Genomic DNA, 18,727 nt, shown 5'->3' with positions numbered 1-18,727 from the left:
AGCGCCCTATGGAGACCTCCAATTTCAGGACTATACGTCAGGCGTGTCATTCGGATCACAGTTAACGCCGTTCCTAACCATCGGCAGCTTTTGGTCTAGCACCCGATCCCGGCCGTTCATTGGCCGTTCATTGACCCGACTTGGGCCGTCTCGCGACTGAGTGCGGAACAATCCGCCACTCTTTGACAACCTTGCCGCAATTCGTGAAAAGCAATCCCTTTCAAAGGGCTGAGACAGGCATCATCCTTGAAACGGAGGGGGAAACGGCACACTTCCCACCTGGAAATGACGCAACCGGGCCCGAACGCGGCCCCAATCGTCGGTCTATATGGTGAACGGTATTCGGCCGCTCCGTCGCGGGAATCGACAACGGCCCTTGGGACGCCCGATGAAGAAGCTCCTGATCGCAGCCCTCGCCCTTCTCCTCCCGGCACTCGCCTACGTCGCCTCGCCGTTCGTGACGGCCTGGAGCATCCGTGAGGCCATGCGAACCGGCGATGCCGCCTATCTCGAAGCCAAGATCGAATGGCCGACGGTGCGCGAAACGCTGCGGGCATCCCTCACCGAATACGCCATCGGACCCACGGCCGTCGCCACGTCCGGCACGGAGCCCGCCAAGCCTGGCCTCTGGGCGCGCATAAAGAACAGCCTGAGCCGCAGCGCCATCGACAGCATGATCCGGAGCTACGTGACGCCCGAAGGCCTGCCGCAGCTCTTCGGAGCGCGCCAGTTCTACCGCGAAAACATCTCGGGCGACGCAGCGGCGGTGGCGGCGCTCCCCTGGCATGAGCGCCTCAAGGGCTTCTGGTCGCGCATCAAGCGCGCCGAATTCCACTCACCGACCGAGTTCGAGATCGAGATGGCCGACCGCAACGATCCGACCCGCCATTACATCGGACTGTTGCAGCTCCGGGGCCTCGAATGGAAGCTCACGGAGCTGCGCCTCCGCACGGTCCAGAACGCCGCCGTTCCGGTCGCGGCAGATCCGGTATGAGGTCTCCTCGGCGCACGAGCACGTCCTGAATTACATTCCAGGATTAGTTCGTTAGCGGCCCCTCTCCTAAATGCTACGCGGGAACGCCGATCCGCGAGGTCGGCGATCGCCTCGGAGCTTTTGACGATGACCCCATCGAAATTCGCGCGCGGCCTGTCGCTCGCCGCGCTGCTAGCAGTGCCGGCTGCTCCGGCACTTGCCCAATCTGAGACCTCCCCCGCCCGCGTGACGGTGCTCTACGACGCATTCGGCAAGGACGCGAGCGTCCGCAAGGACTGGGGCTTTTCGGCCCTCGTCGAGATTGCGGGCAAGAAGATCCTGTTTGACACCGGCAACAATGCCGCGGTGTTTCTCGCCAATGCCAAAGCAAAGGGCGTCGATTTCTCGACCCTGGATTTCATCGTCCAGTCGCATCGCCACTCGGATCATTTCGCGGGGCTGGCCGAAATTCTGAAGGTCAATCCGAAGGTCAAGATCTACGGACCCAAGGAAGGCTTCGGCGTTTATGGCTCATCGCTGCCGTCGAGCTTCTATCGCAAGAACGACAAGCTCCCGCCCGAGCAGCGCTATTACGACGGCAAGCCGGACGAGACATTGAAGTTTGGCACAGCCTGGGACGGTGCCAATATCGAGGCCATCGACAAGACCACCGAGATCGCGCCCGGCATCTGGCTGATCGCACTCGTCTCCGATCAGAAGGGCACGCTGGAGCTCAAGGAAATCTCGCTCGCCGTCGACACGCCCGAGGGCATCGTGCTCGTGGTCGGCTGCTCGCACCCCGGCATCGAGAAGATCGTCGAGGCCGCGAGCGCCATCAATCCGAAGATCCACTACGTGCTCGGCGGCTTCCACCTCGTCAACGCCCCCGAGGAGAGCATCGCCACGATCGCGGCTTCCCTGCGCGACAAATGGAAGATCGCCAACATCGCGCCGGGCCACTGCACCGGCGAGCCGACCTTCGCGGCTTTGATCGAGACGTTCGGCGAGAGCTATGCGTATGCCGGCGCCGGCACCGTCCTCAATGTCGGCAAGCAACGCCGCGCGGAAACACCATCGCTGATCCACAAGGCATCGTTCGCGCCAGCAGAGACCGGCTCGCACGAATTGCGCGGCCCCGCGGCCGCCCTGACCGGCAGCGAGCTCGAGCAATATCGTGCGCGGGCCGCCGTGAGCCCGGATGCACGCGAGCCCGCCATGATGAAATGGCTCCGCGCCTCGTTCCGCATCCCCGAGCCCGATACGCAGCGGTAAACTTGCCATGTCCACTCTCCCCGTCTTCGCGGGGAGAGTGGCTCATGCAGAGTGCCGGATCAGCCTCTAGCCCTCGATCCGCTTCAGCGCCGCCGTGAGGCGCTGGATCCGGTCGCCCGCTTCCGCGACGCGCTCGCGATTGAGCTCGACCACGTGCTCCGGCGACTTGGCGACATTCGCTTCGTTCGCGAGCCAGGTCGCCGCCTTGTTGCGATCGCCCTCGGCTTTCTCGATCTCCTTCTGGAGACGCTTGCGCTCAGCGCTCATGTCGATCACGCCATCGAGCGGCAGGGCCACCGTCGCCTCCCCGATCACGATGAGAGCAGCCCCCTTCGGCGCAGCCTCCGCGAACGCGATACCGTCGAGGCGCGCGAGCCTGCGGATCGTCTCGTCGTGACGGCGCGCCCGCGCGATCGTCGCCTCGCTCGCGCCCGTGATGACGAGCGGGATCTTCGCACCTGCCGGAATATTCATCTCGGTGCGCACCGAACGCACGTCCGACACCAGCTTCACGACCCAGCCGATCTCCTCGTCGGCCTCCGCGCTGGAGAGCCCCGAGAGGCGCGGCCACTCGGAGAGGCAGAGCAGCGTCAGGCGGCGCTCACCGTGCTCCACCATGTGCGCCCACAGCTCCTCCGTGATGAAGGGCATGAACGGATGGAGGAGCTTGAGGCACTGGTCGAGCACCCACGCCGTGCAGGCGCGCGTCTCCACGATCGCCTCCTCGTCGTCACCGGCGAGGATCGGCTTGATCAGCTCCAGGTACCAGTCGCAGTAGACACCCCAGACGAACTCGTAGATGGCCCCTGCCGCCTCGTTGAATTTGTAGGCTTCGAGACCGGAGGTCACGGCATTCGCCGCGCGCTCGGTCTCCCCCACGATCCAGCGGTTGAGCGTGTGCTTGACGGCGTGCGGATCGAAATCGAACTGGCGCACACACTCGTTCATCTCGCCGAAGCGCGCCGCGTTCCAGAGCTTGGTCGCAAAGTTGCGATAACCCTCGACGCGCTGCGGCGCGAGCTTGATGTCGCGCCCCTGCGCAGCCATGGCCGCAAGCGTGAAGCGCAACGCATCCGCGCCATACTTGTCGATGAGCTGCAGGGGATCGATCACGTTCCCCTTCGACTTCGACATCTTCTGCCCCTTCTCGTCGCGCACGAGGGCATGGATGTAGATGTCGTGGAACGGCACCTCTTTCATGAAGTGCTCGCCCATCATCATCATACGGGCGACCCAGAAGAAGATGATGTCGAAGCCGGTGACGAGCACGCTCGTCGGATAGTAGCGCGCGAGCTCCGGCGTCGCGTCAGGCCAGCCGAGCGTCGAGAACGGCCACAGCGCCGAGGAGAACCACGTGTCGAGCACGTCCTCGTCGCGCGTCAGGGCCTCATCCTTTCCGTAGTGCTTGGCGGCCTGAGCCTTGGCATCCGCCTCGTCGGACCCGACGAACACATGGCCGTCCGGCCCGTACCAGGCCGGTATCTGATGTCCCCACCAGAGCTGGCGCGAGATGCACCAAGGCTGGATGTTGCGCATCCACTCGAAGTAGGTCTTCTCCCAGTTCTTCGGCACGAACTGCGTCTTGCCGGTCTCGACGGCGGCGATGGCGGGCTTCGCAAGCTCGCCCGCGTTCACGTACCACTGGTCCGTCAGCCACGGCTCGATGATGTCGTTCGAGCGGTCGCCGTGCGGCACCGTGTGCGTGGTCGGCTCGATCTTGGCGAGCAGGCCCAGCGCCGCGAGATCGGCGACGACGCGCTTCCTCGCCTCGAAACGGTCGAGCCCGCGGTAGGCCTCCGGCACATCGTCCGTCAGCTTGCCGAACGCATCGAGCACGTTGATCTTCTCGAGGTTGTGCCGCTTGCCAACCTCGAAGTCGTTGAAGTCGTGCGCAGGCGTGATCTTCACCGCGCCCGTCCCTTTCTCGGGATCGGAGTACGTGTCGGCGACGATCGGAATTTCGCGCCCGACGAGCGGCAGGCGCACCTTGGCGCCCGCCTTGATCAGCGCCTCGTAGCGCTCGTCCTCGGGATGCACGGCCACGCCCGTATCGCCGAGCATGGTCTCGGGCCGCGTCGTCGCGACGATGATGTAATCCTTGTCGTAGCCCGCGACCTTCTCCGCCAGCGGATAGCGGAAATGATACATGTGCCCGGAAGGATCCTTCTTCAGAACCTTCGCCAGCGCGTCACCGTCGAACGGCTTCTCGGGATCTCCATCCACCCACGCGAACGAGCCCTTCTTCTCGACCTGCACAACCTCGAGATCCGAGATCGCGGTCTGGAACTTCGGGTCCCAGTTGACGAGACGCTTGTCCTTGTAGATGAGCCCCTTGCGGTAAAGCTCGACGAACACCTTCACGACAGCGCGCGAAAGCCCCTCGTCCATCGTGAAGCGCTCTCTGGACCAGTCGCAGGACGCGCCGAGCCGCTTGAGCTGGTTGACGATCATTCCGCCCGACTGCTCTTTCCAGTCCCAGACGCGCCGCACGAACTCCTCGCGGCCGAGCTCCCGGCGGCTCGGCTGCTGGCGCTCCATCAACTGACGTTCGACGACCATCTGCGTAGCGATACCGGCATGATCCATGCCCGGCTGCCAGAGCACGTCCTTCCCGCGCATACGCTCGAAGCGCACGAGCACGTCCTGCAGCGTGTTGTTGAGGGCGTGCCCCATGTGGAGCGAGCCGGTGACGTTCGGCGGCGGAATGACGATCGAGTAGGCGGCGGCATCTTTGCGATCCGCTCGTCCGCAGCGGAAGGCATCTGCCTTGTTCCACTCCTCGTTGATGCGCGGCTCGATCTCAGCGGGCTGATAAGTCTTTTCGAGCATGGGTCGCGCGAGCCTTTTCGCAATGAAACAGAGTGCTGGCCGGCACGGGAAATCGGATTTCCCGGGGCGAGCACGACAAATAGGGTTGTGGCGTCCTACGAACCCGCTTGCCGCCTGTCAATCGTGAGCGCAAAGGGCGGACACGCCCTTTGCGTCCGGCGGCGAAGCCGCAGAGAGCCTGGGCGGTGGCGGATATGGCTGAAGGTCAGGTTCCCGGTGGCTTGGAGCCCGGCTTCATCGATTTGGCCATCTCGACCCTGAGCGCCTTCTCGATGATGCGCGGCATATTGTCGGCAACCCATTGCTGCAGCATGGGTCTCAGCATGTCGGCGACCGCGTCTTCGAGGGTGCGCGGCGGCGCGGCGTTCACCGGAGCCGCGGGCTGAAGCGCGTTGGCGGACGCCAATGGCGCAGGGTGCACGACGGGAGCGGACGGCTCGACGACCGGCGTCAGCGGGATGGCAGACCCTGCCGCCGCAGACGAAACGGCCGAGGCCGCCGCCGAGGCAGCAAGTCCTTGCGCCAGCGCATCGAGCGCCTGGGCCGCGACGGCCGCCGTATCGGCGCTGGCCGCATAGCGCGGCAGCTCGGCGGACGGACTGACGCTCGCCTGAGGCAGCGTGGCAGTGGCCGGGGCAGTGACGCCCGAGAACGACGGCAGCGGACGCTCGTCGAAGATCTTGTCGGTGGCGAGCGGCGTCGGCGACAAAGGCGGCAGCTTGGGCTCTTCCGCAGGCTTCACATCCGCCACGGCAGGCGTGACCTCGGGCAGCGGACGATCGGCGATGCTGTCGATAAAGCCCGCACGCAACGGAGCCGGTGTTGCGAGCGGCGGCGCGGGCGATGGGGGGGAGGAAACCGGATCGCTGGCCGGAGCCCGGTCGGCATTGAGGGAAAGCTCAGGCGCGCGCACACCCGCACTGCCCGAACCCGCATCGGCAGAGCCCAGCGCCGGAGCGCCGAACAGGCCCGTGGAGGGCTGAGGCGAGCTGGGCGTCGCAGCGATCTCTCCAGGCACGACAGCGCCGAATCCCGACAAGCGCTTCAACGCATCCTCGGCCGAAGGCCCGGTGCCCGCCGATGCGGACGCCCCAACCGCAAGCTCGGCCTTGGTGTCGGTCGGCGGAAGCGGCGGAAGCACCGGCGTCGTTTGCGGAATGAAGCCCTGCTTTCTAAGCGGCGGAAAACCGAAGCTGCGCGGCGCGAGCGGCGCAGCGGGCTCCTTCTCCTGCGGATCGGAACCACCGAACGGAAGCGGCGGAACGAAAGGCTTCGAGGGTGCGAGCTGAGGCGGAAGCGCGGAGGCTCCGTCGACCTCGGGCTTAGCGGCACTGGCAGCGCTCGTCTCCGCCGCCTTGGGCTGAGCGGAAACGGAGAGCTCCGGAGGCACGCGGATGTCGGGCTTCGGCGCGGCGACGGCATTCGCCTCGTCCTCGTCGAACATGTCGGCGAGATCCTGATCGAACGACAGCGGCCGCTTCGACCCGAGTGGCTTGGTGGGCGGCAGCGACCCGCTCCTCAGCACGCCGCTCAAGCGGTCGAGCAGCGGCGGCCGGTTGTCGTCCGTCAAGGAAGCCCCAGCCGGGCCGCGATCCGGAGAGGAAGCGAGCCCAGCGCCCCCGGCAACCTCAGCGGCGGATGCCGGCCGATCGGTCGACGGCTCGTCGGCAATGATCTGGCGGATCGACGCCAGAATCTCTTCCATGCTCGGCTCGCCGGCTTTGTCCGGTCTGTTCATGCCCTACCTACCGCCCGATGAGCGCCCGCGCCGTCCTGCCCCACGCCACATGGCCGACGGCGATCGGAAGTGCGCATTATGAATTTCGCCTCAAAGGGAAGACGTACCCCGGCAATGGGCCGGCTTCAATGCGTCTCCACCACCCTATCCGCACTCTTCAACGCCTTATGCTCACCGGTGCATGCGACGTTTTAGAGGCAGAAAAGCGGTATTTCGCACCAAGCGGCCCGATCCCGGCTTACGGCTTCTTCGGTAGCTTCACGCTCTCCGCGATCTCGATGTGAAGGGCTTTTTCCACCATGCGCGGCATGTTGTCGGCAAGCCACTGACGGAGCATCGGCCGGAGCAGATCGGCAGTCGTGTCCTCGATCGAGCCCGTTTCCTCGTGACCCTGGGCTCCGGCCACCACCAGCGCGTTGTGCACGGGTTCGCCCGGCAGCGGCGGAGGGGGCGGCATGGCGACGACCGTGGGTGCCGCCGCGACTGGCGGCGGTGCCGATGCCGGATCGGCGATCGGCGGCGGGGTCTGCCCAGCCGCGAGCGCAGACCGGTCGAACTGGCCCGGAATAATCGCGCTGAAATCAACCGGCGTCACAGGCTCCGGTGCCGGAAGCGGCGCTGCTTCAACCACCGGCGGAACAGCCGGAGCCGGAATAGCAGCGGGAGCTGGCACAGCGGCCGTCGGCGCGCTCATACGCAGGAAGTGCGTGTCTTTGAAAGCGGCCATCTGCCGTTTCGGCTCCGGTCCCGAAGGCCCGGCCGACGCGGTCGGCTGAACAGCCGCCGCCTGATGCGCGACAGGTGGTGATTCCGGCGTGAACGGCGCGCCGTCCATATAATGCGCAGGATTGGCGGGCCCGGCATCGGCGGGCCGCACGGGCTTGAGCGAGCTCAGCCCCGAATAAGTGTAGGCCGGCTCGGACGAAAGCGCTCCCCCCTCGACGGCATCCGCGTGGACGAGTTCTTCGCCATTGAATGTGCCGCGCGGCTCCGGCTGTGCCGCGGTCGCACCGCGGATGGCGTCGGTCAGACGGCCAAGCAACGGAGTCGGACGCTCCGTCTGCGCGGGCGGGGAAGACCTGAAAATTGCGGGCAGATCGAAATCGCCGGCATCCTCGAGCACCCCATCGCCCTTGAGCATGATCGGCGTGCCACGAAGCTCACTGTTCGGATGCGGCCCTGCCGGTTCCTCGGCGATGATCCGGCGGATCGACGCCAGGATCTCCTCCATACTCGGCTGGCCGTTCTTCTCTGTCATGTTCATTACGCCACTCCCTACGCACACCACGACAAGCACTTCCAGCATCCGACCCGCATGGACGCCGTCCCCGACTGAGGAGCCCGCAGAAACGGCCTCCCCGGCCTCGGTGCGTACCCGCGCAACGAGGCGTTCGTAGAGCTGCATCTGCCAAGGACCACCCGCGCCCTGACAGAGCTGCATACCCGCATATGCAAAGTTGTGTGTGGGACTCCCACCGCGCTCCAAGCTAAGCGCCATAGTGGGCAACGATGTGGCAAAGCCACATGACAACACAAATCGGCAGGCGGTCAGCCGTCAGCTAACCCGCCGCACCCGGCCTGCTCAAGGAATTTATTTTACGGATTCAGTAGCCGGAAGCTGTTCGATACGGCCGTCCGAATGAGTTATCGAAGTGCCCCAGGGCTTACGGCGCACTTCCTGATAATGTGCTTCAGGATCATAGGCGATCGAGGTGAACCCGAGATTCACCGCATCGAGCCGACCGATCGCAGCCATCACTGCGTAGCTCGACACCACCACGTTGCGACGCGTGGAGACGAGCTGCACCTGAGAGTTGAGCAATTCCACTTCTGCGTTCAACACGTCGAGCAGCGTACGCTGGCCAACGCGCTCTTCCTCACGCACACCCGTGAGGGCGGTCGTGTTGGCACTCACCTGCGACTGATCGGATTCGACCTGAGCACGAGCCGCGAGCAACTGCGACCAGGTTCCAACCACCTGCGCCTCGGATTCGCTGCGTGCCTGCTCGATTTCCTGCAGCCGGCTCACATGAATATGCTTCTGCTGGCGAACGCGGGCATAGACCTCGCCGCCCTCGTAGATCGGAACCGTAAGACGGCCGGTCACGATTGCCGCCTCGGACTGCTCGATCGTGGTTGTCGTGTCGTAGCGGTCCGAGTAGGACGCCTCGAGCTGCACTTGAGGCAAAAGCTCACCGCGAATACGATCGACGCCGAAACGGGCGGCCTGCTCGAGGTAGAGCGAGCCGACGACCGCAGGATTTTCCTGCGTGCCGATGCTCTTGGCTTCGTCAAGCGAGCGCGGAAGATAGCGCTCGAGGCCACCGGGCTCCACCAGGTTGTCCGGCGCATGACCGATCACGCGCTCGTAGCTTGCGCGGCTCGTCTTGAGATTGGCGCGAGCAAGATCTAGCGCCGAAACGGCACCTGCGCGGCGAGCCTGCGCCTGCGCGACGTCGGTCCGCGTCACCTCGCCCACCGCGAAGCGATCCTGCGTGGCCTTCAACTCGCGCGACAGCACGTTGACGTTGTTTTCGCGGAGCTTCACGATCGCCTGATCGCGCACCACGTCCATGAAGGCCGTGACCGCGTCGAGAAGAACGGTTTGCTCGACGGAACGCAGCGTCTCGCGCGCGGCGCGTACGTTCGCTTCCTGCTCGTTCACGGCATTGATGGTGCGAAAACCGCTGAAGATCGGCTGTACGACATCCACCGAGTAGCCCTTGGGCTTCGTCTCGGCTTCGGTCGTCCCGAGCGTCGTCCGCGTCTTGGTGTTCTGGTAGTTGACGTCGGCGTTACCCGTGATCACAGGCCGGAAGCCGGACCGGGCGCGCGTCACTTCCTCATCCGTGGCACGCAGGCGTGCACGCTCGGCATCGAGCTGAGGGTTGTATTGGTAAGCAGACGCGAGCGCCTGCATGAGTGTTTCCGCGCGAGCAGCCGTCGGCGCAAAAATAGCGGCGCCGCTTGCCGTGGCGACCACAGCAAAGACAGCAGACCGCAAAGTGTGTTTGAGCTCGACCAAATTCGACTCCAAGACCTGCCCCGAGGTTCCTCCGGGCAACACCTAAAAACCGGCGCGCACCCAGAGGCCCTGGAAGGAAACACCAGTGCCTTAGCTAACGTATTAGAACAGCGGCCCGATTCGCAGAAGACCGAGAGCCCCCTTCAAAGCGACAAGCCGGAAAAAGAGTGGCCGCATTCACACACAACCCCCAGGAACGCCTTCGGCGCATCTCCTTGGGGTTGAGCGGAAAAGACAAGTCAACGTCATGATTTGACGAAACAAATTTGCAAAGCCGCCCACGGAGCCTCTGCCCGCCGCCAATCCGGTGGATAAGTGGGCCTCCGCAAGATGCAAGATGCCTGAGCAACAATTTTCAGAAGGCGAAAGCCCGCGCCTTGTGAAAGCCCGGCAGGATTTCGGCATTGGCGTCGAACACTTCGGTGGCCCCGAATGCCCCGCCATCCCGCAGCCAGACCGTTGCGCGTCCAGTCCGGCCGTCGCCCACGATCGCGACCAGCCGCCCGCCGTCCTTGAGCTGATCCAGGAGATCGGACGGCACCGTCTCGATGGCACCCTCCACCACGATGGCATCGTAGGGCCCCTCGGCTGCCCAGCCCGTCGGCAGTTCGCCCTCGACCAAGGTCACCTTCCCGCTGTCCACCGCGGGAAGCTTCGCGCGCGCGGTCTTCAAAAGGCCGGCGTCGCTTTCGAGCGCGATCACGCGGCCGGCGAGTTGAGCGAGCACCGCCGACGAGTAGCCCGTTCCCGCGCCGACATCGAGCACAGTCGCCGTCGGATCGATCTGTGCGGCTTGCACTAGCTTGGCAAAGATACGGGCAGCCAGCAGCGAACGCCGCGTCTTGCCGCCCGCCTCCACGAGTTGCGCAGGACCATCCATGTAGGCGAGGCCGCGCACGCGGTCCGGCACGAACTCTTCGCGCGGAAGGTCCAGCATCGCGCGGATGATCCGCCGGTCCGTCACGTCGCTTGGCCGGACCTGCGATTCGACCATGTTCTTGCGCTGAATGGCGTAGTCCACTGCGTCCTCCCGAGTGCGTCCGCGAAAGCGAGCCCAGATCCCGATGGCAAGCGCGACCGCTCTCGCGCGCGCTGCACCTCGGGACCGTGAGAATCGAGCCCCCTACGAAGCACGAAAATCCGAACCATGACTTGAGCAATAACGGCCGTGCGTTGCGCCGACCATACTCAATGTCGCGCCCCGCGGCCACATCCCCGCGACATTGCAGAGCAGACCGAAACCCCTCTTTTCAGCTCGGAATTGAACGTCCGCGCGCTCAGTCGCTTCGCGGCCACAGCATCCACACGGCGAGGCCCGCCAGCGTGGCCCAGATGACGAGGATCAGCGCAGCGCCAAGGCGGCTCCGGGGGCGCTCGGCCAATCGTGCGGCCTCGGCCCGGAGTTCCGCCATCACGGCCGGGTCGACGGACCGCACGATGAGCCCGACCACGAGCGGCAGCAGAATGAGCTCGTCGAGAAAGCCGATCACCGGAATGAAATCCGGGATGAGGTCGATGGGCGAGAGCACATACGCGGCCACCAGCACGGCGAAGGCCTTCACCGTCCAGGGCACGCGCGGGTCCCGGGTGGCGAGATAGAGCGCGAGGCCGTCGCGCTTTGCCCGCCGGGCCAGCTCCTCCAGCCGCCGAAACCATCGCTTAACCGCGTTCCGCACCCGTCCGGTCACCTGCACACCCTTACCGCCGTCGCCGAGATCGACATCCATATGCTTGTGCTAAGCTTCCTCTCTATGATAGATGCGTCGCTCGCGCCGGAAACGGGCGCTGCTCGGCCAGCCTGATTCGGCCCGAGCCCCGGCAACAGGGCGCCCCTGTCCGGGATACACGATCCAGAGGCCACGTGGCGGAGTGGTGACGCAGCGGACTGCAAATCCGCGTACCCCGGTTCAATTCCGGGCGTGGCCTCCATCACTTTCTAAGCAGATCAACGACTTGACCAGAAGCGAGACGCGCCATTCGCGTCCTGCGCGCGGTTCGCGTTGGGACAATTCTTGGGACACCCGTATGTGTCCTGTTCTCTAGGAGAGGTGGGAAGACATGACGGACGAAGCGAGCGTGAGGATTCCCGAAACAGCATTCGGCGAGAGCGACCGCGTGCTGGTTATGACCGTTCTTTCACTCACCGTAGCGGCGGGAGGCGAGATCATCGTCCGGGATAAGGACATGGTGGAGATCGGAAATTACCGGCTGATCGTCACTCAGGATCGCTTCACTGGCGACAAAACGTATCGAGCTGTCCTGACTTTCGACGAGAACGAGCCTCTACCAACTGACACCCCCACCTCTAAGGAGTGAGGACGATGACAAACGGATTCGATGCGTTTCACGATACAGAACTCATTCGCGTATTGGAGGCGCGCGGGTACGTCGTCCGCCATAAAGACGAGGCGCGGATACCGCTCTCGTGGAACCGGGCGGCTCCGTTCCCGGAAGGTCTAGACTTCAAGGCAGAAGCCGTTGAGAGGCTGCGAGAGCAGATCACACCCGGGATGATCTACTTCCGTACTGAGCCAGCGGTGCCACCCAAGTTTGATGGAGATCTTGGTCGGCCAGAAATTCGTCGTGCAATCTTGCGTATTCTCTGAGTGAGCGTCTCTAAGGAGAGGAAGGAAGGGGATGCCAGCTTTGCTCCGAGAAGAAGATCTCAAGGTTGAGACGCTGAGAAAGCCTTCCATGGGCGGACAGCATGTCGGCGTTGACCCGTGCGACGTGAAGGTCACACACATCCCAACAGGCATCACCGCTACTGTCGGTTTTTGTCGATCGCAGCACCGAAACCGCATCGTCGCAGTCGGCATGATTGAAGCGGCGCTCACAGATCCAGAATTTCGGTAACGCCCCCTCACACAGGAGGGAACACCACGTAGTAGGCGATGCTGCCGAGCGTGAGACCGAGCATCGCCCACAGATACCCTTTGAACCGTTCGCTCACTGCAGCACTCCCCTGATGACCTCCGCGATCACCGGAAACCTGTCCTGGGCGAGAACGTAGAGCGCCCCCAGGATTCCCAGGATCGCCCGCTCGTGCAGGCTGAGCTTTTGTGTGTGCTCCTCTGAGTTGATCTCGAGGTGCGTCAGCCGGTTCTCCAGCTCTTTGGTCGTGTGCTCGGGCTGGGAAGTGAGCGGCCAGCCTTTCCAGTGTGGCGGTGTCGAGTGCATCGGCCATGGTCCTACCTCAAGAGGTTTTAGGCTCAGGTGTCGCTGGTGTCTGATCGCGGCACGGTGCCGGCTTGTAGACCGTCTCCTTGCCGATGATGATCGTGTCGATGCGAGAGGACTGCGCGGCGAGCTTGCGCTGCGTTTCGCAGGTATCGCGTCTCGAGGGTGCGACATGACCGATGCTCGTCGCCACCGCCGCAGCGCTAGTCGCGGTAGTGGGGGTTGAACACCCCGCCAGAGGAAGGATCAAGAGACTTGCGGCCGGCAGAGCCAGCCTTTTCCGAGAGCTGTGCATTGTTGCGTTCCACCTTTACGAGCGCCCGATCCTCACCGCGGCCCTCTGCGTTCCAAATCCGCACTCGATCCCACGCGAACAACGCCAACACGACGACGAGCCCCGCCCCGATGGGGACGAGACGCGCCGCAAACCACGCCATGATCATGACGCCCTCCATTCGGCCCAGGCGGCCTTGATCTGATTCCAGAAGATCGTCCCGACCAGCCAGGCCCCGAGCCCGAAGGTCAGAGCAGGATGGCTCGAAGCCCAAGTTCCAAGATCCGCCAGCGTTTGTCCGAAGGACTTCCACGCTGAAACTGCGGTGAGATCGGGTGGGCTCGGGATGGAATCCGTTGAAACTGCGGTGCCGCCGGCAGCAAGGCCGGTTCCGATCTGCACCGTCTTCGAGGCCGCAACGTTGGTTGCCACCTCTTTCGCCTTCGTCGCGACGCTCACGCCGCTGGCCGGGTAGGCTTTGCGGTCGAGCTCGAAGTGCGGCGTATCCCGTTGCTTCCAGTCCCCGCCCCAGACGATGGCGACGCCGAGCTCCGCCGCGGCCTCCTTCATCGCCTTCGCGATCCGGTCCATGTCGGGGATGTCGTATTTGAAGTCGTCGGCATCCACGAGGTCGACGGCGTGCCCCGTCAAATGCCTACTGTCGAGCGTCCACGACTTCCCGGCCGCCTTGAGCTCGCGCTGGCGCTTCATGCTGCGCAACCCCTCGGTGACCACGATGGGGACGGGGCAGAGTTCCGCAGCGCGCTTGACGACGCCGACGAGCTCGGGGCGCACACCTTCGAGGTTTCGCAGGCTTCTCTCGTTCAGGATCATGTGTCATTCTCTCGCCGTTTTGAACGGGTACGGACGCACACCATGGAACCCGCAACGCTCTATCTGCTGTACAAGATGGCCGACGGAACAGAGCACCGGCACTCCGGCCAGTTTCCGAGCAAGGCTGTGTGTGAGGAAAAGCTCGCGGAGCGCATGTCTGACCCGCGCTACACGATCACGAATGCGGTGTGTTTGACGCGACGTGATTACGCCCCGAAATGGCTCGGGGGAGGCGCTTTTCACATCGATACTCTAGACCCTGCCTTGCGGCCCTGATCACCACTTGTCTCGAAGTGGGATGAGACGCTCCGGAGACTGCCGCTCCGGCGGGATGGCCATCTGCGGCGGGTCCATCATTTGCTGCTGGTCGAGCGCCTGGAAATCGATCCAGAACGGGGATGGCGGCGGCCGCCGCATCTGTTGCAGTAAATCGTACGCATCATATTGTGGGTCTGCGCTTGCGAGCTGGGTGTCCTGCTGAGATTGGCCCAAGAGAGAGGGGAGACCGGCTTCAGGTGGGTTGGCGTACTTCCGCATGATGTCGATGAGAGAGTCGTCGAACACGACGTAGTTGCGCGTTGGATCGTCATATCTAGTTTGCCCATTCCAGCGAGAGCCTGCGTCGCGATAACGGACACCGGGAACTCCCGCATCCTTAAGCTTAGAAGAGACGTGTTCTGGCCCTCCCAGGAGCTTGGCAAGGTGGTTGACCGCGGATGAACCTGGCAGATCTGTTCTCAGGTGCCCACGAATGCTCCACAGGTCCTGTGCCCCCGGTACAGTTCGGAACTGTTCCATTGCGTTTCGTACGGGTTCGCCCTGATCGTAGAGAGGCGCGTCCCAATCTAGGAACTGCTCTGGCTGGGCGTTGATGTTTACTTCGTACATGCGTCCATTGTTAAGCGTGTCCGGCAACCAGCCATCCTGGACCATTTTATCGAACGTATCGAGTGCAGATGGTGGTAGTCGATCCTTCTCTATGTCATTGACCACGGCGTGACGCAGATTAACAAGATCGTCCCATCCACCATCTCCCAAATCTCTCACATATTGGGATAGTGCCTGCTGCACCTGCTCCTCATCGGACGAGCGGGCAGGCTTCATTTGCCTAACCGGACTTCCGAGCGCATCCCGATAGGATCTAGCAACCCCTTCGTTTTCAGCAAAATACAGCCCATGGCCATAAGCCTGCGCGCCCTCTCCCGTTCCGATCTTGCTTATATCGAACTTGTCGAAGTCATGCGGGCTACCGTGATAGGCGCGGATGCCTTTCGCACCCGACAGCATATCGCTTCCGCCTGAACCAAGCGCCCCTCTGGGAATGGCACCGGCTGCACGCCCGACAACACCCGACACAGGCCCCAAGCTCGCTGCATTGAACGCATCCAGCGGCTGCATTTGCGCTCCTGAGACGTACTGCCCGCCGTCGTCGTAGAGAGGAGCGCCTTCCTGAGCGACGGCTGATCTCACAGCGCCGTCATAGGCATCCTTGAGGAACCCAGGCCACGCAAACGTCAGGCTCCCGTCTTCATACTGTCCTATGGGGAGGAGCGTCGCCCGGTCGATGATCTCGCGTGACGGCGTGTAGCCGCCAAGGAGGCCTCCGGTGGGCTCCGAGCGGCGGTTCAGATGATCAAGCAGCGACAGCACGGCCTTTGTCCTCCACCACCACTTCGGTTTGCAGGATCGCTTGCAGGTCTTTCTCATGGTCCATGACGAGCTTGCTCAGCGCCGAAAGCCGCTGCTGGACCGCCGAGATCTCGGCGAGGATGGCGGTTGCATCGAACGCCTGAGGCGCCGGCAGTCGCGCCAGCACATCCGCGACGATCCCCTCCTTGTCGACGGCGGGCGGCGAGAACGACACGCCCTGCTCCGCGGCTTCCTGCTCTGCGATGGCGTCGAACGTGTATTCTTCCCCGAGCACGCGGTCGGCGAGGCTGCGCACGACGAGCTCCAAACGATCGAGACGGGTCATGGTCCGATTGCCCCCTTGGTGGTGAGATCGTCGATCAGGGCCTTCACACGCTCCGCGAGCTGGGGAAGCGTGACGCTGCCCGTCGCGAAGGTCGTGCGGGTTGCCGTTCCCGTGGCGGTGTCCCATCCGGTGATCGCGACGCTTTCTCCGATTCCGACGCACTCGTAGTAGTCGCCAGCGGTGTTGTAGATGGCGAGGATGATCTGGTTGACGGCGATGTCCCCCGCGACGAGCGCGTCTCCACCCTGCCGGCGGAGGGGCTTGGCGGCGAGCGCGTTGACCGTGAGGGTTGCCGCACCCGTGTTGGCAACATGTGCCCGGATCATGAACCACATGCCGGCCGCGTGGGCGGGATAGGCGGCATTGGTCAGGATGGCATAGGCTGTTCCGGAGCCAGTGGTGAGCGTGACGCCCGACCGGTCCCGGTCTGCTCGAGCGATGATCCCTTCGAGGGCCCGCGCACCATTGTTGATGGTCGGGATGTTTTGCCCCTCGGGAAACCGCGCAACATTGTTGGCGTCGTTGACATTGAGATCGGCGATTTCAGCCATTGGTCGGCCTCAGCGAAGCATGTTATGTGGGAGGAATGACGCCGTTCGAACGCTACGGGCTGTACGCTTTCGGTGCCGCAATCGGGCTGTTGCTGGCTTATTTTGTTGGCGGGCCTATTGCTTCCGCCATCAGTCCCAAGAACCCGGAAGGCCGCTGGAAAATCCAGCGAGTAGACCTTCCGCCGTACGCGCCCGCTGACCCGGCAACGAAGCCGCCCGTTGAGCACCCTTAAGGACAAGAGGATGCAAGCCCTGCCCGGCCGGGGTCATAGCAATGTCGAGCATTGCGTTTGCAGATGCCGGCGTAAGTCCCGAGAAACGATTTCCGGCCCGGCTTAGCATGTCGAGAAGGGGCTGAATGCGCCCTGTCGTGGCCTGAGCGGCCGTAAGGATCGCCTTCATTGGCGCACCCGCCTCGTCCGCATTAACTAGGTTCTGATCCGTTTGAGATCCACCCTGAACCTTACCGCGCAGCCGCGCCTTCCTCCGCTCGTTGTCGAGCACGCGCATGAAGCGCGATCGTTCCCCCGCCTGCGGAAACACCGCCTTCAGCTTCAGGTTCATTTCGGGCGATGCGAACAGGCTCTTTGTCCTATCGTTCCACGCGCTGCCCCGGCGGATGTCCTGGACGAGAGAGCGTGCTGCGCCGATCCTGTACAAGTCGGCTTCCGCTTTTGGCATGCGGCCAATCTTTTTGGCCAGTTCCTCGGGTTGGAGGGTTTTGAAGTCGTCAAGGCCATCCTCAACCGCCCGGATCATCGTGCTCTCGTCGGCGAACTTTGACAGAGCGTGAGCGAGAGGCTTGTTGTGCTTCCCGATCAGTGCTCCTAGCTCCCTGTTGATCTGCGTCAGGTCGCGAATGTCCCAGTTTGCCTTGCTGTCCGGGGTGCCGCGTTTCAATCGTCCTATCTCTCGGTTGATCTCCATCTTGGCGCGATGCAGCATCTCCCACGGTGCCATTTGGTCGACCGTCTTACCGGTCATGCCGTGGACACTTTCGGTCGTCTTCTCGAAGATGCGCTGCACGTAGCCGCGCGAAGCGGCAAAGTCTTGAAAGTCTCGAATTGCCTCCGCACTCAGCGGATGGGCATACCCTTTCGTGAACGCCGGAGTGGCGTCCTTTGCCCGTGACTGGACAAGGTTTCCTGTCACGTCGAAAAACTCATTTCCGTCCGCGAGCGTGGAACGAAGTGCATCCTCTATGCGACGAGGAGCCGTCACCTGACGACGGTCAAGAACCGTGCGGAACCGTTCCGCCCTATCATTGGGCATGTTGAACGCTTGGCGAGACAGTCGGCGCACGTTATCACCGCCGATGTCTGCCAGCATCATTTGTGGGTCGCTCGCCGCAGCGACGCGCCCGGACTGCTGAACCTTCAGCATAGCGCGCGCTACGTCGTTCGGCGTCCCGCTTGCGCCGGCATCTCGCGCGAACGCCTCGCCCATCTTCTCGGCAGCGACAGCTTGGGGCTGTGCGTATCCTCTGAGCGGATTCGTGAGCCCGCGCGCAACAGCAGACGCCGTGTCGACGATGGCAGGAGCGGCAGCACCAAGAAAGCCACCGACGCCCGCTCCGGTCACGGCATTGGTGAGCTTTCCTTCAACTCCTTCGCCAGAGCCGAGACCATAGGCGCTACCATAAACTGCGCCTTCCTTGGCTGCAGCCACCGAGCGCGCTCCCAACCCCTTCTCCGCGGCTTTCGCCAGCGCTCCGCGCACGCCAGCGCGAGCAAGGCCGCCGGGGACAGCGAGGGCAGAGCCTATCTCGCCCGTGTAGAATGCAAGAGGCTGATCTTCTCGTGCCTTCTCCAAGCGACGGCGGGCATTTGCGACCCGTGAGGCATAGGCGTCAGAAAACGACTGATCGCTGGTAAACGCATCGTATGCGCCACGTGCAGCGCCTTCGAGCTCGTCCGCGAACCCAAAGGAGAGCCCCTGTCCGACGCCTTGCGTAGCGGCCGACAACGCGCCTGTCTTCTCGCCGTCGCTGGTCTGCTTCTTCACGAAGTTGAGCACATCGCTTTCGGACGCTCCGTCCGGAGCGGTGATCTCGTAGTTGGCCCCGTCCGGACCGGT

18 protein-coding genes and 1 tRNA gene are annotated in these 18,727 nt (G+C 63.6%); 6 read left to right on the top strand and 13 right to left on the bottom strand.

Going from position 1 to position 18,727, the window contains the following annotated elements:
* Nucleotides 1-388: 388 nt before the first annotated feature.
* Nucleotides 389-994, top strand: coding sequence for a DUF2939 domain-containing protein (locus tag PE058_RS10005; RefSeq protein ID WP_020087146.1), 606 nt, complete (start codon nucleotides 389-391; stop codon nucleotides 992-994).
* 126 nt (nucleotides 995-1,120) lie between these two features.
* Complete coding sequence (locus PE058_RS10000) at nucleotides 1,121-2,245, top strand: MBL fold metallo-hydrolase (RefSeq protein WP_271030510.1); 1,125 nt, start codon at nucleotides 1,121-1,123, stop codon at nucleotides 2,243-2,245.
* A gap of 66 nt (nucleotides 2,246-2,311) precedes the next feature.
* Here the strand turns inward: PE058_RS10000 and PE058_RS09995 are convergent, their stop codons facing one another.
* The 6 genes from PE058_RS09995 to PE058_RS09970 form a co-directional block, all read right to left on the bottom strand.
* The gene (locus tag PE058_RS09995) at nucleotides 2,312-5,074 is read right to left on the bottom strand and encodes a valine--tRNA ligase (RefSeq protein WP_271030509.1); all 2,763 of its coding nucleotides are present in this window, start codon (nucleotides 5,072-5,074) and stop codon (nucleotides 2,312-2,314) included.
* A 205-nt stretch (nucleotides 5,075-5,279) separates the two neighbouring features.
* The gene (locus PE058_RS09990; protein ID WP_271030508.1) at nucleotides 5,280-6,779 is read right to left on the bottom strand and encodes a DUF2497 domain-containing protein; all 1,500 of its coding nucleotides are present in this window, start codon (nucleotides 6,777-6,779) and stop codon (nucleotides 5,280-5,282) included.
* Nucleotides 6,780-7,050: 271 nt separating this feature from the next.
* Nucleotides 7,051-8,076, bottom strand: coding sequence for a DUF2497 domain-containing protein (locus tag PE058_RS09985; protein WP_271030507.1), 1,026 nt, complete (start codon nucleotides 8,074-8,076; stop codon nucleotides 7,051-7,053).
* Nucleotides 8,077-8,403: 327 nt separating this feature from the next.
* The gene (locus PE058_RS09980) at nucleotides 8,404-9,732 is read right to left on the bottom strand and encodes a TolC family outer membrane protein (protein WP_020087141.1); all 1,329 of its coding nucleotides are present in this window, start codon (nucleotides 9,730-9,732) and stop codon (nucleotides 8,404-8,406) included.
* 460 nt (nucleotides 9,733-10,192) lie between these two features.
* The gene (locus tag PE058_RS09975) at nucleotides 10,193-10,858 is read right to left on the bottom strand and encodes a protein-L-isoaspartate O-methyltransferase family protein (protein WP_271030506.1); all 666 of its coding nucleotides are present in this window, start codon (nucleotides 10,856-10,858) and stop codon (nucleotides 10,193-10,195) included.
* A gap of 256 nt (nucleotides 10,859-11,114) precedes the next feature.
* A complete protein-coding gene (locus PE058_RS09970) occupies nucleotides 11,115-11,564 on the bottom strand; it encodes a YkvA family protein (RefSeq protein WP_271030505.1) in 450 nt (149 codons plus the stop codon).
* Nucleotides 11,565-11,692: 128 nt separating this feature from the next.
* On the opposite strand from PE058_RS09970, the gene PE058_RS09965 reads away from it, so the two are divergent.
* The 4 genes from PE058_RS09965 (at nucleotide 11,693) to PE058_RS09950 (ending at nucleotide 12,693) form a co-directional block, all read left to right on the top strand.
* Nucleotides 11,693-11,766: transfer RNA gene (locus PE058_RS09965), tRNA-Cys, on the top strand.
* Between the two features lie 129 nt (nucleotides 11,767-11,895).
* A complete protein-coding gene (locus PE058_RS09960; protein ID WP_271030504.1) occupies nucleotides 11,896-12,153 on the top strand; it encodes a hypothetical protein in 258 nt (85 codons plus the stop codon).
* A gap of 5 nt (nucleotides 12,154-12,158) precedes the next feature.
* Nucleotides 12,159-12,443, top strand: a complete 285-nt coding sequence (locus tag PE058_RS09955) for a hypothetical protein (RefSeq protein WP_271030503.1) — start codon at nucleotides 12,159-12,161, stop codon at nucleotides 12,441-12,443.
* Between the two features lie 31 nt (nucleotides 12,444-12,474).
* Nucleotides 12,475-12,693, top strand: a complete 219-nt coding sequence (locus tag PE058_RS09950; protein ID WP_271030502.1) for a peptide chain release factor-like protein — start codon at nucleotides 12,475-12,477, stop codon at nucleotides 12,691-12,693.
* Nucleotides 12,694-12,786: 93 nt separating this feature from the next.
* Here PE058_RS09950 and PE058_RS09945 read toward each other — a convergent pair whose 3' ends face one another.
* From PE058_RS09945 to PE058_RS09915, 7 genes are all read right to left on the bottom strand, one after another.
* Nucleotides 12,787-13,017: a hypothetical protein gene (locus PE058_RS09945; RefSeq protein WP_271030501.1), complete on the bottom strand. Its 231-nt coding sequence runs from the start codon at nucleotides 13,015-13,017 to the stop codon at nucleotides 12,787-12,789.
* Between the two features lie 203 nt (nucleotides 13,018-13,220).
* Nucleotides 13,221-13,460 (bottom strand): hypothetical protein, encoded by a 240-nt coding sequence (locus PE058_RS09940; protein ID WP_271030500.1) that lies wholly within the window; start codon nucleotides 13,458-13,460, stop codon nucleotides 13,221-13,223.
* A complete protein-coding gene (locus PE058_RS09935) occupies nucleotides 13,457-14,125 on the bottom strand; it encodes a M15 family metallopeptidase (protein ID WP_271030499.1) in 669 nt (222 codons plus the stop codon). The genes PE058_RS09940 and PE058_RS09935 overlap by 4 nt, the downstream gene beginning before the upstream one ends.
* A 276-nt stretch (nucleotides 14,126-14,401) precedes the next feature.
* Nucleotides 14,402-15,775: a hypothetical protein gene (locus tag PE058_RS09930; protein WP_271030498.1), complete on the bottom strand. Its 1,374-nt coding sequence runs from the start codon at nucleotides 15,773-15,775 to the stop codon at nucleotides 14,402-14,404.
* The gene (locus PE058_RS09925; protein WP_271030497.1) at nucleotides 15,759-16,100 is read right to left on the bottom strand and encodes a hypothetical protein; all 342 of its coding nucleotides are present in this window, start codon (nucleotides 16,098-16,100) and stop codon (nucleotides 15,759-15,761) included. The genes PE058_RS09930 and PE058_RS09925 overlap by 17 nt, the downstream gene beginning before the upstream one ends.
* Nucleotides 16,097-16,651, bottom strand: coding sequence for a hypothetical protein (locus PE058_RS09920; protein WP_271030496.1), 555 nt, complete (start codon nucleotides 16,649-16,651; stop codon nucleotides 16,097-16,099). Before PE058_RS09920 ends, PE058_RS09925 begins: the two co-directional genes overlap by 4 nt.
* Nucleotides 16,652-16,780: 129 nt before the next feature.
* Nucleotides 16,781-18,319 (bottom strand): hypothetical protein, encoded by a 1,539-nt coding sequence (locus PE058_RS09915; protein ID WP_271030495.1) that lies wholly within the window; start codon nucleotides 18,317-18,319, stop codon nucleotides 16,781-16,783.
* Nucleotides 18,320-18,727 lie beyond the last annotated feature (408 nt).

It is taken from the genome of Hyphomicrobium sp. DMF-1 (assembly GCF_027886585.1).
Taxonomy (GTDB): domain Bacteria; phylum Pseudomonadota; class Alphaproteobacteria; order Rhizobiales; family Hyphomicrobiaceae; genus Hyphomicrobium_C; species Hyphomicrobium_C zavarzinii.
This window is presented reverse-complemented; position numbering and strand designations above follow the sequence as displayed.

Coding starts and splice junctions, on each gene's coding strand:
- PE058_RS09980 (WP_020087141.1), bottom strand. CDS start 9,732: ATGCAGGCGCTCGCGTCTGCTTACCAATACAACCCTCAGCTCGATGCC.
- PE058_RS09995 (WP_271030509.1), bottom strand. CDS start 5,074: ATGCTCGAAAAGACTTATCAGCCCGCTGAGATCGAGCCGCGCATCAAC.
- PE058_RS09925 (WP_271030497.1), bottom strand. CDS start 16,100: ATGACCCGTCTCGATCGTTTGGAGCTCGTCGTGCGCAGCCTCGCCGAC.
- PE058_RS09945 (WP_271030501.1), bottom strand. CDS start 13,017: ATGCACTCGACACCGCCACACTGGAAAGGCTGGCCGCTCACTTCCCAG.
- PE058_RS09955 (WP_271030503.1), top strand. CDS start 12,159: ATGACAAACGGATTCGATGCGTTTCACGATACAGAACTCATTCGCGTA.
- PE058_RS09970 (WP_271030505.1), bottom strand. CDS start 11,564: ATGGATGTCGATCTCGGCGACGGCGGTAAGGGTGTGCAGGTGACCGGA.
- PE058_RS10000 (WP_271030510.1), top strand. CDS start 1,121: ATGACCCCATCGAAATTCGCGCGCGGCCTGTCGCTCGCCGCGCTGCTA.
- PE058_RS09950 (WP_271030502.1), top strand. CDS start 12,475: ATGCCAGCTTTGCTCCGAGAAGAAGATCTCAAGGTTGAGACGCTGAGA.
- PE058_RS09935 (WP_271030499.1), bottom strand. CDS start 14,125: ATGATCCTGAACGAGAGAAGCCTGCGAAACCTCGAAGGTGTGCGCCCC.
- PE058_RS09960 (WP_271030504.1), top strand. CDS start 11,896: ATGACGGACGAAGCGAGCGTGAGGATTCCCGAAACAGCATTCGGCGAG.
- PE058_RS09985 (WP_271030507.1), bottom strand. CDS start 8,076: ATGAACATGACAGAGAAGAACGGCCAGCCGAGTATGGAGGAGATCCTG.
- PE058_RS09940 (WP_271030500.1), bottom strand. CDS start 13,460: ATGATCATGGCGTGGTTTGCGGCGCGTCTCGTCCCCATCGGGGCGGGG.
- PE058_RS10005 (WP_020087146.1), top strand. CDS start 389: ATGAAGAAGCTCCTGATCGCAGCCCTCGCCCTTCTCCTCCCGGCACTC.
- PE058_RS09990 (WP_271030508.1), bottom strand. CDS start 6,779: ATGGAAGAGATTCTGGCGTCGATCCGCCAGATCATTGCCGACGAGCCG.
- PE058_RS09920 (WP_271030496.1), bottom strand. CDS start 16,651: ATGGCTGAAATCGCCGATCTCAATGTCAACGACGCCAACAATGTTGCG.